This window comes from Pyxidicoccus sp. M6, assembly GCF_055568925.1.
Genome location: NZ_CM145714.1, coordinates 4,958,490 through 4,973,729, shown reverse-complemented (window position 1 = coordinate 4,973,729; position 15,240 = coordinate 4,958,490). Strand labels below are relative to the sequence as shown.

The 15,240-nt window shown below is 70.1% G+C and carries 10 protein-coding genes; 1 reads left to right on the top strand and 9 read right to left on the bottom strand.

Features of this window, described 5'->3' with window-relative positions; genetic code table 11:
- Positions 1–100: 100 nt before the first annotated feature.
- From topA to pgeF, 5 genes are all read right to left on the bottom strand, one after another.
- Positions 101–2,662 carry a type I DNA topoisomerase gene (gene topA / locus ACVTJA_RS19715; protein ID WP_465838214.1) on the bottom strand — a complete coding sequence of 854 codons (2,562 nt, stop codon included), beginning with the start codon at positions 2,660–2,662 and terminating at the stop codon, positions 101–103.
- An 11-nt stretch (positions 2,663–2,673) separates the two neighbouring features.
- The gene (locus ACVTJA_RS19710) at positions 2,674–3,795 is read right to left on the bottom strand and encodes a DNA-processing protein DprA (RefSeq protein ID WP_465838213.1); all 1,122 of its coding nucleotides are present in this window, start codon (positions 3,793–3,795) and stop codon (positions 2,674–2,676) included.
- 160 nt (positions 3,796–3,955) lie between these two features.
- Positions 3,956–5,164, bottom strand: coding sequence for a LysM peptidoglycan-binding domain-containing protein (locus ACVTJA_RS19705; RefSeq protein WP_465838211.1), 1,209 nt, complete (start codon positions 5,162–5,164; stop codon positions 3,956–3,958).
- A 26-nt stretch (positions 5,165–5,190) separates the two neighbouring features.
- The gene (locus tag ACVTJA_RS19700) at positions 5,191–6,036 is read right to left on the bottom strand and encodes a tetratricopeptide repeat protein (RefSeq protein ID WP_465838209.1); all 846 of its coding nucleotides are present in this window, start codon (positions 6,034–6,036) and stop codon (positions 5,191–5,193) included.
- A 79-nt stretch (positions 6,037–6,115) separates the two neighbouring features.
- Positions 6,116–6,874, bottom strand: a complete 759-nt coding sequence (gene pgeF / locus ACVTJA_RS19695) for a peptidoglycan editing factor PgeF (RefSeq protein ID WP_465838207.1) — start codon at positions 6,872–6,874, stop codon at positions 6,116–6,118.
- Between the two features lie 180 nt (positions 6,875–7,054).
- On the opposite strand from pgeF, the gene ACVTJA_RS19690 reads away from it, so the two are divergent.
- Positions 7,055–8,992 (top strand): GGDEF domain-containing protein, encoded by a 1,938-nt coding sequence (locus ACVTJA_RS19690; RefSeq protein ID WP_465838206.1) that lies wholly within the window; start codon positions 7,055–7,057, stop codon positions 8,990–8,992.
- Between the two features lie 22 nt (positions 8,993–9,014).
- On the opposite strand, the gene ACVTJA_RS19685 is transcribed toward ACVTJA_RS19690, so the two are convergent.
- The 4 genes from ACVTJA_RS19685 to ACVTJA_RS19670 all read right to left on the bottom strand — a co-directional run bounded on the left by ACVTJA_RS19685 (position 9,015) and on the right by ACVTJA_RS19670 (position 15,069).
- Positions 9,015–9,608: an SGNH/GDSL hydrolase family protein gene (locus ACVTJA_RS19685; RefSeq protein ID WP_465838204.1), complete on the bottom strand. Its 594-nt coding sequence runs from the start codon at positions 9,606–9,608 to the stop codon at positions 9,015–9,017.
- Between the two features lie 22 nt (positions 9,609–9,630).
- Positions 9,631–11,106: a Do family serine endopeptidase gene (locus ACVTJA_RS19680; RefSeq protein ID WP_465838203.1), complete on the bottom strand. Its 1,476-nt coding sequence runs from the start codon at positions 11,104–11,106 to the stop codon at positions 9,631–9,633.
- A 101-nt stretch (positions 11,107–11,207) separates the two neighbouring features.
- A complete protein-coding gene (locus ACVTJA_RS19675) occupies positions 11,208–12,797 on the bottom strand; it encodes a glycoside hydrolase family 57 protein (RefSeq protein ID WP_465838201.1) in 1,590 nt (529 codons plus the stop codon).
- 25 nt (positions 12,798–12,822) lie between these two features.
- Positions 12,823–15,069 (bottom strand): DUF4912 domain-containing protein, encoded by a 2,247-nt coding sequence (locus tag ACVTJA_RS19670; protein WP_465838200.1) that lies wholly within the window; start codon positions 15,067–15,069, stop codon positions 12,823–12,825.
- Between the last annotated feature and the right edge of the window lie 171 nt (positions 15,070–15,240).

Genomic DNA, 15,240 nt, shown 5'->3' with positions numbered 1-15,240 from the left:
GGGACTTTCCCCGAGGAGGGGGCAGCCTGGACTTCTAGGGCGGGCCCGCCGAGTGTGTCAAGCCACGGACGGGACCCAGCCCTTTGGAACTACTAGGCTTTCAAGCAGCCGAGGAGGCTTCCGGTGAGGCCGGAACCCCCGCCTGCTCCACCACTTCGCGCCGGTAGTCGCACTCCTTGTTCGGGCAGGCGATGTACGCGCCGTCGCGCTTGGAGAACTTCTGCAGGAGGTACGGCGACGCGCACTGCGGGCATGCCTCGGCCAGGGGCCTGTCCCAGGCCGCGAACTTGCAGTCCGGGTAGCGGTTGCACCCGAAGAAGATCTTCCCGCGGCCGCTGCGGCGCTCGGTGAGGTAGCCCTGCTTGCACTCCGGGCACCCCACGCCGATGGAGATGGGCTTGGACGTCTTGCACTCCGGATAGCCGGAGCACGCCATGAAGCGCCCGAACCGGCCGCGCTTGATGACCATGGGCTTGCCGCACTTCTCGCACTTCTCGTCCGTGGTCTCCTCCTCCACGATGACGATTTTGCCCTCGGCGTCCCGCTTGAAGTCCTTGGTGTTCTTGCAGTCGGGGTAGTTCGAGCAGGCGAGGAAGTGCCCCATCTTCCCGAACTTGATGACGAAGGGGTTGCCGCACTTCTCGCAGGCGATGTCGGTCTTGATTTCCTCGCGCTTGACGTCGCGCATCTCCGCCTTCGCCTTCTCGAGCGTCTCCTTGAAGGGCCCGTAGAAGTCGTGCAGCACGGCCTTCCAGCTCGTGCCGCCCTCGGAGATCTGGTCCAGCTTCTCCTCCATGGTGGCGGTGAAGGTGACGTCCAGCTCGTGGGGGAAGTGCTTGACCAGCATCTCGTTGGTCATCTGCCCCAAATCCGTGGGACGGAAGCGGCCCTCGAGCTTCTCCACGTACTTCTTGTCCTGGATGGTGGAGAGAATGGCGGCGTAGGTGGACGGACGGCCGATGCCGCGCTCCTCCAGCTCCTTCACCAGCGTGGCCTCGCTGAAGCGCGGGGGCGGCTGGGTGAAGTGCTGCTCGTGGAGCAGCTTCTGGAGGGCCAGCTTCTCACCCTCGTTGAGGACGGGCAGCTCGCCGATGGCATCCGCGCCCTCCGCGCCCTCGTCGCCGGCGGCCTTCGCCTTCTCCTTCTCCGCCTCCTCTTCCGGGGTGAGGCCCGCGCCGTACACCGCGAGGTAGCCCGCGAACTTCAGCGTGCTGCCCGAGGCGCGGAACGTGGCCCGGCCCGCGGCGATGTCCGCGCTCGTCTGGTCATACACGGCCGGCTTCATCTGGCACGCCACGAAGCGGTTCCAGATGAGCTCGTAGAGGCGGAACATGTCCGTCTCGCCCATGGCCTCGAAGAACGGACGCACGCGCTCGGGCGGGTACTCCAGCGACGTGGGGCGAATCGCCTCGTGCGCGTCCTGCGCGCTCTTCCGGGAGCGGTACACCACCGGCTCGTCCGGCAGGAAGTCCTTGCCGTACTTTCCGTCGATGAACTCGCGCACGGACTTCACCGCGTCGTCGGACAGACGGGTGGAGTCCGTACGCATGTAGGTAATCAGCGCCGTCTGGCCCTCCTCGCCGAGGGGCACGCCCTCGTAGAGCTTCTGGGCCAGCGTCATCGTCTTCTTGGCGGTGAAGGACAGCCGGTTGGCGGCCTCCTGCTGCAGCTTGGAGGTGATGAACGGCGCGGGCGCGTTGCGGCGGCGCTCGCGGCGGTCCACCTTGGCCACCACGAACTCGGCCTTCTCCAGCTCGGCGACGAGCCCCTCGGTGGTGGCGCGGTCCTTCAGCTCCACCTTCTTGCCGTCCACCTTGGACAGCTTGGCCTTGAAGGGCGGCGGGCCCACGGGGCCCTCCAGCAGCGCGTCCAGCGTCCAGTACTCCTGCGGGACGAACGCCTTGATTTCCGCCTCGCGCTCCACGATGAGGCGCACCGCCACGGACTGCACGCGGCCGGCGGACAGGCCCCGGCGGATCTTCTGCCAGAGCAGCGGGGAAATCTGGTAGCCCACGAGCCGGTCGAGGATGCGGCGCGTCTGCTGCGAGTCGTAGTTGTCCTGGTTCAGCTCGCGCGGCTGGGCGATGGCCTCCTGGACGGCCTTCTTCGTGATTTCGTTGAAGGTGACGCGCATGGCGTCCGGGTGCGCGAGCTCTTCCTTGATGTGCCAGGCAATGGCCTCGCCCTCGCGGTCGGGGTCCGTCGCGAGGAAGACCTTGTCGGCGGACTTCGCCATCTTCTTGAGCTCGTTGAGGACCTTCTCCTTGCCCTTGATGACCTCGTACTCGGGCTGGAAGTCGTGGTCCACGTCGACGCCCATCTTGCTCTTGGGCAAATCCTTCACGTGGCCCACGGAGGCCTTCACCGTGTAGCCGGAGCCCAGGTACTTCTTGATGGTCTTCGCCTTGGCGGGAGACTCCACCACCACGAGGTAGTGGGGGCCCTTGCCGCGGGGCGTGGCCTCCTCCTCCGCGTCGGCCTCCACGGTGGGGAGCGCGTCGTCGTCGCCCTTCTTGGTGCGACGGCGGGCCGCCGTCTTCTTGGCCTTGGCCGCCGGCTTCTTCTTGGCGGCCGTCTTCTTCTTGGCGGCAGCCTTGCGGGGCGACTTCGTCTCCTCCGCCGCCTCCGTCTCTTCCACCTGCTTCTTCGTCCGCGTGGCCATGACTCTCCTACCTAGACCTTTTCGTACAGCTTGCCCGGGTGCTGGATGACCAGCCCCGTCAACTCCAACTCCACCAACGCGCCGGTGAGCGCCGCGGGTGAAAGCGTGCTGCCGAGCAGCACCTCATCAAATGTCCGGGGAACCCGGTCCAACACCGCATAGGTGCCCTTCGCTTCCGCGGAGAGCCCGTCCCACGAGGCCGAAGGGTCCGGAGCAACCGACTTCCCCGGCTGAACGCCTACCACCCTCCACACATCTTCCGGACCCAGGCATGCGCTCGCATGCCCGTCCCGGAGCAACTCGTTGCACCCCAACGCCGCCGCCTGCCTCACGTCCCCGGGCAGCGCGAATACCGGCCGCCCCTGCGCCCGCCCCGCCTCCGCCGTGTACAGCGCCCCGGAGTCCTTCCCCGCCCTCAACACCAGGACCACGTCCGATGCGCCGGAGATGAGTCGGTTGCGGCGCGGGAAGGTTGTGACGCTCGCCCGGACCCCGGGCGGCAGCTCGCTGAAGAACACGCCCCCCTGCCCCAAAACATGAGGAAGCAGGCGGGCTTGCGCCGGATCCAACGCATCCAGGGCCGAGCCCAGGAAGGCCCACGTCTCCCCGCCCACGTCCAGCGCCCCCCAGTGGCACGCCTGGTCCACGCCGATGGCCGCCCCGGACACCACCCCCACCCCCGCCGACGCAACCCGCCTCGCGAAGTCCCGGGCAAAAGGTAGGAAGCCATGGTCCGGATGGCGGCTGCCGACCATGGCCACCCGGCGCCGGGGCAGCCCGGGACGCCCCCGGTAGAAGAGCAACGGCGGCGCGTCCTCCACCTCCCGCAGCCGGTCCGGATACGTGGGCTGCCCGGCGAAGGCCACGCCCATGCCCCCCCGGCGGCAGGCCTCCAGCACCCGCTCCGCCAGCGGAGGCAGCGCGTCCACCGCCGCCAGCCGCGTGCGCACCTGTGGGGAGACCGGCGCCCGAGACACCCAGTCCCGTACAGGGACGGAGGCGAGCGCCGCGAGGCTTCCATCCGCGAAGACACGCAGGGCGGCCAGCGTCCTCGGCCCCAGGCCGGGAACGGTCCAGAGCGCCAGGCACGCCTGCTGCTCCGCCGTGAGGCTGTCCGTCTCAGCGTCCGCCATACCGTCCCCTGCCCGTTTCCCACCTATATAGAAGATGGGTCCCCAGGAGGGGCGCGACACATAGACACCCGACCGCCACCGGTCAAGCACCCATCCCCTCCTTTGCCGGAGGGGATGCACATTTCCTGCCGGATTCCGGGCCCTTGGAAGCCCTGGAATTTCAGCGGCTGGCGGTGGGCTCGCCCACCCGCATGACGGCGCGGTCGCCGGGGTTGAGCTCCTCCATCGAGCGCAGCAGGAGGCAGTTGGAGGTGCGCTCCTTCACCTCGGTCACCATGCAGGTGCCGATGTTCTCCCAGGGGAAGCGCTTCTCGCGCGCGGTGAGCGGCTTGGCCTCCTGGCCGAGCACCTGGAGGGACGGGTCCCCCTGGCGGAGGATGGTGAAGGTGTTGCCGAGCTGCACGCCGTCCGCGCTGCCCCGGTCCAACACCACCGTGTGGTGCTCGCCGAGCAGCGTCAGGTACGGCACCAGCGCGGTGACGACGGTGGCCTGGACCTCCTTGGCGTTGGCCTTGGGCGCCACGCGCTCGGTGAGGCGCTCGCCGACGGGGCCCACCAGGTCGCCGCGCTCCATGCCGTCCCACGTGTCCACCACCTGGGCGGTGACGACGTTCTCACTGACGCGAATCACGCGCAGGGTGCCGAGGAAGTCCGTGAGGTAACCCAGCTTCTTCTTCGTCACCGGGTGGGTGACGGCCTGGGTGGTGTGGAAGACGACGTAGCGGTCCCCCACCTTGGCGTTGCCCTTCTTCTTGAAGCGGACGTAGGCGTTGTCCGGGTAGGACAGCATCAGCGCGCCGGAGGAGGAGCCCTCGATGCGGCCGGCCTCGTCCAGCTCGCGCTGGGTGACGAAGCCCTGCGTCGTGATGGGCCGCGAGGTCGACACGTCGTAGCCAATCTTCCCCGTCACCGTCACCGCGTTGGCGCCGCTCAGCTCGGTGGGCGCCTCCACGTCCTCGGCGGCGATTTCGGTGGCCACCTGGGTGGGTACCTCCTCGCCCGAGCCGAAGAAGCGCACCTGGTTGCCCGGGTAGATCCAATGCGGGTTGGCGATTTCGGGGTTGTAGGACCAGACCTTGGGCCAGTACCAGGGGCTGCCCAGGTAGCGCTGGGACAAATCCCAGAGCGTGTCGCCCTCCTGCACCTGGTGTACCTCGCCCGGGGCGCTTTCGCGGCCCCTGGGGGCGCCCGGCGGCACGGTCGCGGTGCCGCGGGGCTGCTCGGGTGCCTCGTCCATGACCTCGGCGCCTTCCGTCTCGTTGCCGGTGTCCTGGTCCTGCTCCTCGCTGCCCTCCTGCTGGGCGCGCGCGCTCCAGGCCGGGGCGACGGCGAGGCTCAACATCAGCGAGGTGAGGATCCGGGAGCGCATCGCACGACGTCCTTTCGAAAGAGCCTTCACTGCGGGAGCGCGGCGAGCCGCTGCTCCGCCTGCGTGGCGGCGGCCGTCCCCGGGAACTGGGTGACGACGCGGGTGTAGAGCGCCCGGGCATCCGCGGCCTGGTTGAGCCGCATCCGGCACTCGGCGAGCCGGAGCATGCTGTCCAGCATGGCATCCCCGGCGGGATAGGTCTTGATGAGCCGCTCGAAGGTGCGCGCGGCGTCCTTGAACTCGCTGAGGCCGATCAGCCCGAGCCCGCTGAAGTACAGCGCGTTGTCGGCGCGCGGGTGGCGGGGATTCTCCTCCGCGAAGCGGCGCAGGCGCTCCACGCCACCCTCGACGTTGCCGGTGCGCAGCAGCGACACGGCCTTGTCGTACTCCACGTCCAGCACGTCCGGGTCCTTCGCGTCCGCCTCGTCGTCGCGCGAGGCGACCACCGTGGCGGCCTCGCCACCCGAAGCAGCAGGCGCCCCGTCCGGCACGGCGCTGATGAACATCTCCATCTGGTCCGAGTCCGGCTCCACCACGGGCACCGCGGTGGGCAGCTTGGGCGCGGGCTCGTTCTTCGGCTTGAGCTTCACCACCGCCAACTCCGGCGTGACGCCCAGGCCGTCTCCCGCGGGACTCGCATTCGCAGGAGCGGCCCTGGCGGCGGTGTCACCGGAGCGGGCCTTGTCCACCGCCGCGTGCGCCTCGAGGCGCTGCAAACGCTCCGTGAGGCGGGCCTGCGACTCGCGCAGGGTCTGCAGCTCCGCCCTCAGCGCCCCGACGTCCGCCTGGCTGGCGGCGTTGGACGCGCAGGCGCTCAGCACGCACAACGGCGCGGCGGCGAGCAGGCGGAAGATGACGGAGCGCGCGGGCACGGGCCTCTTCGGATTCGGACGGGAGTCTGCCCGAGGATAGGAAGGGCCGTCGGAGAGCGTCAAGAAAACGGCCGGCGGCCTAGAAGCGGTGGACGACGTAGTTGAGGTGGCGACCGGTGCGCCCCGCGTCTCGCCGGTGGGAGAAGAAGCGCTCGGGCTCACATGAGGTACAGGCCGGTAGCACGTCCACGTGTGCGGGCTTCAGCCCCGCTCGCAGCAGCGTCAGCCGCACCGCCCGTGACAGGTCCAGCTTCACCGAGCCGCCGGAGGACTCCACCACCTCCGCGCCGAAGCGGCCGGTGAAGCGCTGGCCCAGCTCGCCGGACACCTCGTAGCAGCAGCGCTGGATGCAGGGGCCCACCGCCGCGAGCAGCCGCTCCGGCCGCGCGCCCCTCGCCACCAGCGCCTCCACCGCCCGCGCGCTGATGTCCGCGTCCGTGCCCCTCCACCCGGAGTGCACCGCCGCCACGCGCTGCCCGTCCGGGTCCACCAGCAGCACCGGCACGCAGTCCGCCGTGCCCACGGCCACCCACGCGCCCGCGGACTCCGTCCACAGCGCGTCCGCCTCGCCCTCCACGGGCTTCAGCTCCTCCCCTTCCCCGCCCCGCGACTCCACCACCCTGTCGCCGTGCACCTGCGACACGCGGCCCAGCGCGCCCAGCGGCGCCCCGGCGGCGGTGGCCAGCCGGCGCAGGTTCTCCAGCACGTGCTCCCGCGTGTCGCCCGTGGAGAAGCCCAGGTTGAGCGACGCGAACGGCCCCTCCGAGACGCCTCCCGCGCGGGTGGCGAAGCCATGGGGAACGGGCAGCAGCGTGGACATCAGGAACGCGGTCGACATGGGACTCCTGGAGACAACAGCAACATTCCGGTGACGAGTCGCGGCAAGTAAGCAACACCAACGAAACAGGAAAATTCTTGTGCAAGTACGTTTGACAGTCCGCGTCAGCCAATTGACAATTCCGTAGGAACTTCGTGAAACAAGTTTAAGCCACCGTTGCAGCGAGCTGCGAACAAGCGCATGCCCCTGGGTCCCGACACTGTTGGCAGGAAGCTCCTGTGGAGCATTGCCCTGCCGGGCCTGGTGGTGGCCCTGGTGGGTATGGGCCACTTCTGGCGCGAGGCGCGGGTGGCGGTGCAGGACGCGACGCAGGTGGAGTCGCTCGCACTGGCGGAGTTCGTGGCCTCCACCTTCACGCTGCCGCAGTCGCCGGGCGCGTCGCGGGCGCACGAGGCGGTGGCCGAGGTGCTGCGCTCGGACACGCGGCTGTTCCGCTCCGTGGAGGACGCGCGGGTGCTGACGCCGGACGGGCGCATCCGCTGGTCTCGCCAGCCGGACGAGGTGGGCCATGTGCACGCGGAGGCCAGCCGGCTGACGGCGCCCGGGCCGGAGGCGGCGCGCTCGGTGAACGGCGTGACGGAGGTGGTGCGGCCGCTCGGCGGGCCCGAGTGTGGAAGCTGTCACTCCGAGGGCGACGTGCCGGGCGCGAGCGTCCTGCAGATGCGGGTGGCGGAGCCGGCGCTGCACCAGCAACTGTCGGAGATGTTCCGCGGCGCGCTGGGCGCCATGGTGCTGTTCATCGTCCTGCTGGCGGTGCTCACCGCGCTGGCGCTGCACTTCAACCTCACCCGCCCCCTGCGCAAGCTGAGCGCGGCGATGGGGCGCGCGGAGGCTGGTGATTTGCTGGTGCGCGCGGACGCGCGAGGCACGGACGAGCTGGCGCGGCTGGGCGCGGCCTTCAACCAGATGCTGGCGCGGCTCACCGCGATGAAGGCGGAGGAAATCGACACCCACCGCGACCTCGAGGTGGTGAGGGAGAAGCTGGTCCTCAAGGAGGCGCTGGAGGTGCGCCTGCGCGAGCTGTCGCTGCTCTTCGAGGTGGCGCGCTCGCTCAACGCCACGCTGGAGCTGGACGAATTGCTGGAGGCCATCACCCGCCTGGTGGTGGAGCGGCTGCAGATTCCGGACTTCTCCATCATGCTCCTCAACATCGAGGGGCTCCTGGAGGTGAAGCACGCCTGGCCCGAGGGGCGCGGCTCGGAGGGGCTCACCTTCGCGATGGGCGAGGGCGCGTGCGGGCGCGCGGCCGAGACGCTCAAGGCGGTGTACCTGCCGGACCTGGAGGACCGCACCAGCATCTTCGCGAAGCGCGGGCTGGTGGAGGGCGCGATGGACCGGGGCGCGCTGCTGGCGGTGCCCATGGTGCACATGGGCGCGCTGCTGGGGGTGATGAACTTCCAGCGCCCCGAGGTGGCCAGCTTCTCCGCGGAGGAAATCGAGCTCTTCACCGCGGTGGCGGACCTGGCGGCCACGGCGGTGAAGAACGCGCGGCTGCACGCGGAGACGGTGAAGCTCACCATGACGGACCCGCTCACGGGCGTGCCCAACCGGCGCCACCTCTTCCAGCGCATGGAGCTGGAGCTGGCGCGGGCGCAGCGCTTCGGCGTGCCGCTGGCGCTGCTCATGGTGGACGTGGACCACTTCAAACGCCTCAACGACGTGGCGGGCCACCGCGTGGGCGACGAGACCCTGCGCCGCGTGTGCGACGCGCTCAAGGTGCGCGTGCGCAAGGTGGACACGCTGGCGCGCTACGGCGGCGAGGAGTTCGTCCTGCTGCTCCCGCAGGCCACCAAAGAAGATGCGGTGGAGGTGGCGGAGAAGCTGCGCCGCGCGGTGGCGGACAACGTGTCGCTGTCCCAGCCCGGCCTGCCCGGCAACCACGTCACCGTGTCCGTGGGCGTGGCCCACTACCCCACCGACGCCGCCACGCAGGAGGAGCTGGTGGACTGCGCGGACGCGGCCCTCTATTGCAGCAAGCGCACCGGCCGCAACCGCACCACTCCGTACGAGCCCGGCATGGAGATGCACCCCGGCCGCGAGCGCGGCCCCCATGCGCCCGCCGCCGACGCGCCCACCGTGGCGCCCACCACGACTCCGGGCGGCGTGGCCAAGGCGTAGGCCGCGCGCCGGAGCCCGGCAATCAGCGCGACACCAGCGTGCGCACCGTGGGCAGCATCAGGTCCGCCCACTCCTCGTAGCCCTCGGCGGACGGATGGAAGCCGTCGTGCGAGAAGAAGTGCGGGTTGTGCGGAATCATCTCCTTGCTGGCCAGGAACAAGTCCACCAGGTGCAGCCCGTGCGCGCGAGCCACCTCCGCCATGGCGGCGTTGAAGGGCTCGATGCGGCCCTCGTAGAGGGCGCTCGGCACCAGCTTCGCCACCGGCGCCAGCGCCATGTCCGCGATGTTCACCAGCACCAGCGGCGCGCCCGTCTGCTTCAGCCGGCGGGCGATGCGGTCCAACTCCTCCTGGAACTCCTCCACCGGGGTGCCACGCCAGATGTCGTTGGTGCCCACGCCCAGCGTCACCAGCGTGGGCTGCGTGGCCACCGCGCGCTTCACCTGCCCGGTGAAGACGTCGCGGATGCGGGCTCCACTCTGCCCCAGGTTGGTGAGGCCCACCGGGAGCCCGTCATTGCGCAGGCGCGAGGCGAGGCGCTCGGGGTAGCCCCCGCCGCGCGTCGCCCCCACTCCCACCGCCGTGCTGTCGCCGAGGGCGACGTAGTTGACGCTCATGCCGCTCCGTGTCCCGTGTGCTTCACGGCACCCGCAGGGCACGCAGGGAGCGGTTGCCTCGCGCGTCCGCCACGCGCAGCAGCAGCGTGCTGCCGGACTGTGCGCCCTTGATGACCTTCGCCAGCTCGTCGGCGCTGGCCACCGGCTTGCGGTTCACCTCCACCACCAGCATGCCGGGCTCCAGTTGCGCGCGGTCCGCGGGCGAGCCGGGCAGCACGTCGGTGATGAGCGCGCCCTGGCGCTCGGTGAAGCCCGCCTGCTGCGCGGTGCGCGCGTCCAGGTTCTGGAGGCTGACGCCCACGCGCCGCGAGCTCTCCTGCTCGTCACCCACGCGCGGCTTGCTGGCCACGCCCTCCAGGTCCGGCCGCGTGCCCAGAGTCACCTTGACGTCCTGCTTCTTGCCCTCGCGGTAGATGGTCAGCGTGGACACGCTGCCGGGCCGCTTGAGCGCCACCGTGCGCGTCAGCTCGCTGCTGGTGTGCACCATGCGCCCGTCGATGGCGGTGACGACGTCGTCCGGCTTCAGCCCGGCCTTGGCCGCGGGCGAGCCCGGGTTCACCTGCGTGAGGATGGCGCCCTCGGTCACCGACAACTTCAGCGCGCCCGCGAGGTCTCGGGTCAGGTCCTGGATGCCCACGCCCAGCCACGCGCGGGTGACGGCGCCTTCCTTCTCCAACTGCGGCAGCAGCGCCTTGATGAGGTTGCTGGGCACCGCGAAGCCGATGCCCGTGCCGCCGCCAACGATGGCGGTGTTGATGCCCACCACCTCGCCCTTCATGTTGAAGAGCGGGCCACCGGAGTTGCCGGGGTTGATGGCGGCGTCCGTCTGGAGGAACTCGTCGTACGCGCTGGCGCCAATCTCACGCGCCCGCGCGGAGACGATGCCCAGGCTCACGCTGGACGCGAGGCCGAACGGGTTGCCGATGGCCACCACCCAGTCACCCACGCGCAGCGCGTCCGAGTCGCCCAGCTTCACCGTGGGCAGCCCTTCCACCTTCTCCTTCAGCTTCACCAGCGCCACGTCGGTGAGCGGGTCCCTGCCGAGCACGTCGCCGGAGAACGTCCGCCCGTCATCCAGCCGCACGGTGATGGAGACCGCGTCCTCCACCACGTGGTTGTTGGTAAGGATGATGCCCTTGGGGTCGATGATGAAGCCGGAGCCCGCGCCCTGACGGAGCGGCTCGCGCCCGCCCCGTCCGCCGCCGAAGAAACGGTCGAAGAACGGGTTGTCCTCCGAGCCGCCGCCCCGTCCGCCCCGGGCCTGCACGTCCACGTTGACCACCGCGGACTTCACGGACTCCACCAGCGGCGCCAGCGACGGAAGCGCCTGGGCCTCGCGCGTGGCGGGTTGCAGCGGATTGCCGCCGCCCTGCTGCGCCTGCTGGGCCTGTGGAGCCGCCGGCGGGGACGCCGGAGCCTGGGCGGAAGCGACACCGGGCAACACGAGCAGGAGCGCCGCGACCAGGGCCCTCCGGGGAGCGACGGGAGAAGGGTTCATATGTACTCCTAGCTAAAGCGGAATTGACTCACCGCAAGCGAAAGGGGGCATTCGGAGGGCGCCAGGGAAACAACCTGCCGCCCCGCCTGTTCCCGGAGCGCTCAGCCGGGCCGGTAGACGCGGTAGTCCAGCTCCGGAAAGAGGTTGTCTCGGCCCTCCACGTGGGTGAGCCAGCCTTCGTCGATGGCGTCCGCGCGCAGCTCGTCGTGCAGCCGCTGGAAGCGGAGGATGTGCTCGCGCGTGCGGCGCTGCGCGTACTCCACCATGGTGCCCGTCTTCATGATGAAGGCCCAGTCGGAGGACTGGGCGAGCAGCAGCTCGCGCGCGGCCTGGTTGAGCGCGCGGCGCTTCAGGGCGTCGGCGTCCGGGAAGTCGCGCGCCAGCTCCACCATCTGCTTCGCGCAGTGGTGCAGGTGGCGGTAGATCCAATCGTTCGCCCCGTCGAGCCACATGTTCGCGTAGCCGCCCGCGCCCCACGAGGACAGCGGCGGCGTGGCCACCTGGTTCTCGGGGTGCTCCCTCAGGTCGTCCGAGGGCGAAATCAGGCTGAGGGTCTTCTGGTCGTACGCGGCCTTGCGGATGAGGAAGTCGAGGAACAGGGGGCCCTCGAACCACCAGTGGCCGAAGAGCTCGGCGTCGTAGGGCGCGACGACGACGGGCTTGCGGCCACCCAGGCGCGAGGCGAGGTACTCAACCTGCCGCTCGCGGTTGAAGAGGAAGTTGCCGGCGTGGACCGCGGCGCGCTCGCGGGCGGCGTCCGGGTCATAGAGCTGCTTGTCGTTCGTCTTGCCGGTGATGCGGTAGTACTTGAAGCCGGTGTTCTTCCGGTCGCCGGTGGGCTGGATGAACGGGCGGATGTAGTCGAGGTCCAGGTCCCAGCCGATGTCCCGGTAGAACTCGCGGTAGGCGGGGTCGCCCGGGTAGCCGAACTCGGTGCTCCACACCTGTTGGCTGCTCTCCGGGTCTCTCGCGTACGCGGCCACGCCCGCCTCGGTGAAGATGGGCGCGTAGGGGCCGTGCAGCGGGCGCGGCGTGGCATCCGTGAGGCCGTGCGTGTCCACGAAGAAGTAGCGGATGCGCTCGTTGGCGAGCACGCGCTCCAGGCCGGGGTAGTAGCCGCACTCGGCCAGCCAGATGCCCGCCGGATCCCGACCGAAGTTCTGGCGGTAGTGGTTGGCGGCCACCGTCACCTGCGCGCGCACGGCCTCGGGGACCTGCTGCATGAGCGGCAGGAAGCCATGGGTGGCGTTGCAGGTGATGATGTCCAGATGGCCCGCGTCCTGGAGGCGGCGGAACGCGGGGACGAGGTCGCGCTTGTAGCGGTCGTTGAAGGCGCGGCGGAGCGACTCGAAGTGGTCGCGGTGGAAGCGGGCGAGCCGGCCGAAGGTGGCGTCATTCCGGGTGCGGTGGACTTCCCGCTCGCCGAGCTCGCAGAGCAGGTCGAGCCGGCGTGCGTAGCGCGACACCAGGAGCTCGTCGCGCAGCATGGCGACGAGCGTGGGCGACAGCGTCATCGTGAGGCGGAAGGGGACGCCGTCCTCCGCGAGCTTGTCGAACACGAGGAGCAGCGGGAGGTACGTCTCGGAGATGGCTTCGTAGAGCCAGTCCTCCTCGAGGAAGTCCTCGTGCTCCGGGTGTCGGACGAAGGGAAGATGCGCGTGGAGGACCAGCGCGAGAGAGCCCAGGCTCATAAGCGTTCAGGGTATCCGTGCGGGTTCACGAGCGGCCGCTGCCCGAAGGCGGCTTGCCGGGAAGAGACTCCTTCGTTGAATCGGAAGGACGCTGCGCGGATTCGGTGGTGCGCGGCTCCGAGGTACCAGCAGGCCAGGTGAAGAAGTTCTCGTAGCGCACGTCGGAATCGTCCGGCGTGTGCGGTGGAGACTCCAGGTAGCGCGAGTCCGATGCACCCGGGGCTCGCGGCGAAGACTCCAGGTAACGCATGTCTGAAGCGCCCGGAGCACGCGGAGGCGACTCCAGGTAATGCATGTCCGATGCGCCTGAAGCATGCGAAGGCGACTCCAGGTACTGCATGTCTGAAGCGCCCGGAGCGCGCGGAGGCGATTCCAGGTAACGCGCGTCCGAAGCACCGGGTGCACTTCCCGGTGACTCCAGGTAACGCGCGTCCGAAGCCCCCGGAGCACGCGGAGGCGATTCCAGGTAACGCGCGTCCGGAGCACCCGGAGCCCCTGGAGCGGACCCGAGGTACCGCATGTCCGAAGCACCGGGCGCTCTTCCCGGAGACTCCAGGTAGCGCGTGTCCGCGGCGCCGCCTCCACGCCCCGCTGAGTCCAGGTAGCGCATGTCCGACGCCCCCGGAGCACGGCCCACGTCGAGGTACTGGTACGGAGACCGGGCACCACCGCCGGCCGGCTGGGCGACGCCTTGCAAATAGCGCTGGTCCGAAGCCCCGGGCGCACGGCCCGGAGACTCCAGGTACCGTGTGTCCGTCGTCCCCGGCGCACGCCCCACGGAATCCACGTAGCGCATGTCCGACGCACCCGGCGCACGCCCCACGTCGAGGTACTGACGCTCGCGCCGCGGCGCCCCACCCTCCGCGTACCGCTGGTCCGATGCTCCCGGAGCCCGTCCCGGCGCCTCCAGATAGCGCTGGTCCGACGCACCCGGCGCACGCCCCGCGGAATCCACGTAGCGCATGTCCGAAGCCCCCGGCACACGCGCCTGCGCTTGCACGTAGCGCTGGTCCGACGCACCCGGCGCTCGCGGCGGCGCTTCGAGGTGGGACTCCTCCTGCGCGGTGGGTGTGATGCGCTCGCGGCGCAGCTCGGGGATGTCCTGCGCGCCCGCGCTGCCCGGCAGATTCACGCGACGCCAGGTGATGTACTCGCGCTCCTCGGCCTCCGGCGTCCGGGCACGCACCGGCGGCACCACCTCGGGCAGCGGCTGCGGCTCCGGCATGCGCTGAGGCACGCGGAGGAATCGAATCGAGGTGTCCGTGGACGTGCCGCTCGGCGGCAATGCAACCCGATTGCTGGAGTGACCGATACGGCGACTGCGCCCGTCCCTCCCGACGAAGTGCGCCTCCACGCGGTAGTGCCGGCCCGGCTCCAGACCGTGGATGTAGAGGCCGCGCGACTCGAGCACGCAGTCCAGCTCGCGCGCCATCTTCTCGCCGTCGAACACGCGCAGCACCGCGCGCGGAGAATCCAACCCCTGCAGCGCCCGCTGCCGCGCGGCTTCGCTGAAGTCCCAGGAGACGAAGAGCGTCTCCGGATCTCTCGGCAGCAACAGCGTGCTGTCATCCTGATAGCCGGCGGGCAGCTCCCCCAGCCGTTCGTCGTCCCCCGCCTGAGGAGGAGGCTGCGCCGAATCCACCATGTGGTGGCGTCGCGCCTCGTCCGGGCTCACGACGCGCGCCACGAAGAAGCCGTCCACCACCGGCTCCGCGTCGTGCTGCACGGGAGGAGGCGGCGGGGGCTCGGCTACAACGGAAACCTCGGCGGGAGGAGTCGGAGCCGACGCACCGGCTCCCGTTTCACCGGACGACTCCACGGCCGCGGCCGACGTGGTGGGCATCGCCGGCTCACGGGGAGCGCGCGGCTTGGGCGGGAAGTTCACCACCTGCGCGGGGCGGGCAGGCGGGGCAGCCCCCGGCTTCTCGGACGCCCGCTTGGCCGCCACCCGCTTGGGCGCGGACACGCGTCCCTGGCCCGGCTTCTCGGCGGGCTTCGCCTTCGCTGGAACGCTCTTCTCCTCGGCGGCTGTCTTCCGGCCTCGCGTTGAAACAGTGACGACAGGCGCGCTCGGTTCCCTGGCGGCCGGCTTCGACTCCCGGCGAGCAGGCGTCCTGGACTCCTTCGACTCCTTCACGCCCCTGGCAGCGGCCTTGGGCTCCCGAGCCTTCTTGTCCTTCTCCTCCTTCGACGCCTTGGACTCCCTCGCGGTCGAGCCCTTCACTGCCGAGGCCTTCGCCTGCGCCTTCTTGCTGGAACTTTTGCGCGCCACGGTGATGCCCGCCAGGCGAGCAAGCTTCGCCAGCGTGGGGACGTACGCGGCGAGTGCGGCGATGAGTTCCTCCTTCTTCAGCTTGCTGTAACCGCGCCCCAGGTGCTTCTGGGCCAGCTCTCTCAGATGGCTGACGGTTACACTCTTGAGGTCGTCCATAGACAAGGTTGG

Excerpts from the sequence above, each read along its gene's own strand:
- topA (WP_465838214.1), bottom strand. The coding sequence starts at position 2,662 with ATGGCCACGCGGACGAAGAAGCAGGTGGAAGAGACGGAGGCGGCGGAG.
- ACVTJA_RS19710 (WP_465838213.1), bottom strand. The coding sequence starts at position 3,795 with ATGGCGGACGCTGAGACGGACAGCCTCACGGCGGAGCAGCAGGCGTGC.
- ACVTJA_RS19705 (WP_465838211.1), bottom strand. The coding sequence starts at position 5,164 with ATGCGCTCCCGGATCCTCACCTCGCTGATGTTGAGCCTCGCCGTCGCC.
- pgeF (WP_465838207.1), bottom strand. The coding sequence starts at position 6,874 with ATGTCGACCGCGTTCCTGATGTCCACGCTGCTGCCCGTTCCCCATGGC.
- ACVTJA_RS19690 (WP_465838206.1), top strand. The coding sequence starts at position 7,055 with ATGCCCCTGGGTCCCGACACTGTTGGCAGGAAGCTCCTGTGGAGCATT.
- ACVTJA_RS19685 (WP_465838204.1), bottom strand. The coding sequence starts at position 9,608 with ATGAGCGTCAACTACGTCGCCCTCGGCGACAGCACGGCGGTGGGAGTG.
- ACVTJA_RS19680 (WP_465838203.1), bottom strand. The coding sequence starts at position 11,106 with ATGAACCCTTCTCCCGTCGCTCCCCGGAGGGCCCTGGTCGCGGCGCTC.
- ACVTJA_RS19675 (WP_465838201.1), bottom strand. The coding sequence starts at position 12,797 with ATGAGCCTGGGCTCTCTCGCGCTGGTCCTCCACGCGCATCTTCCCTTC.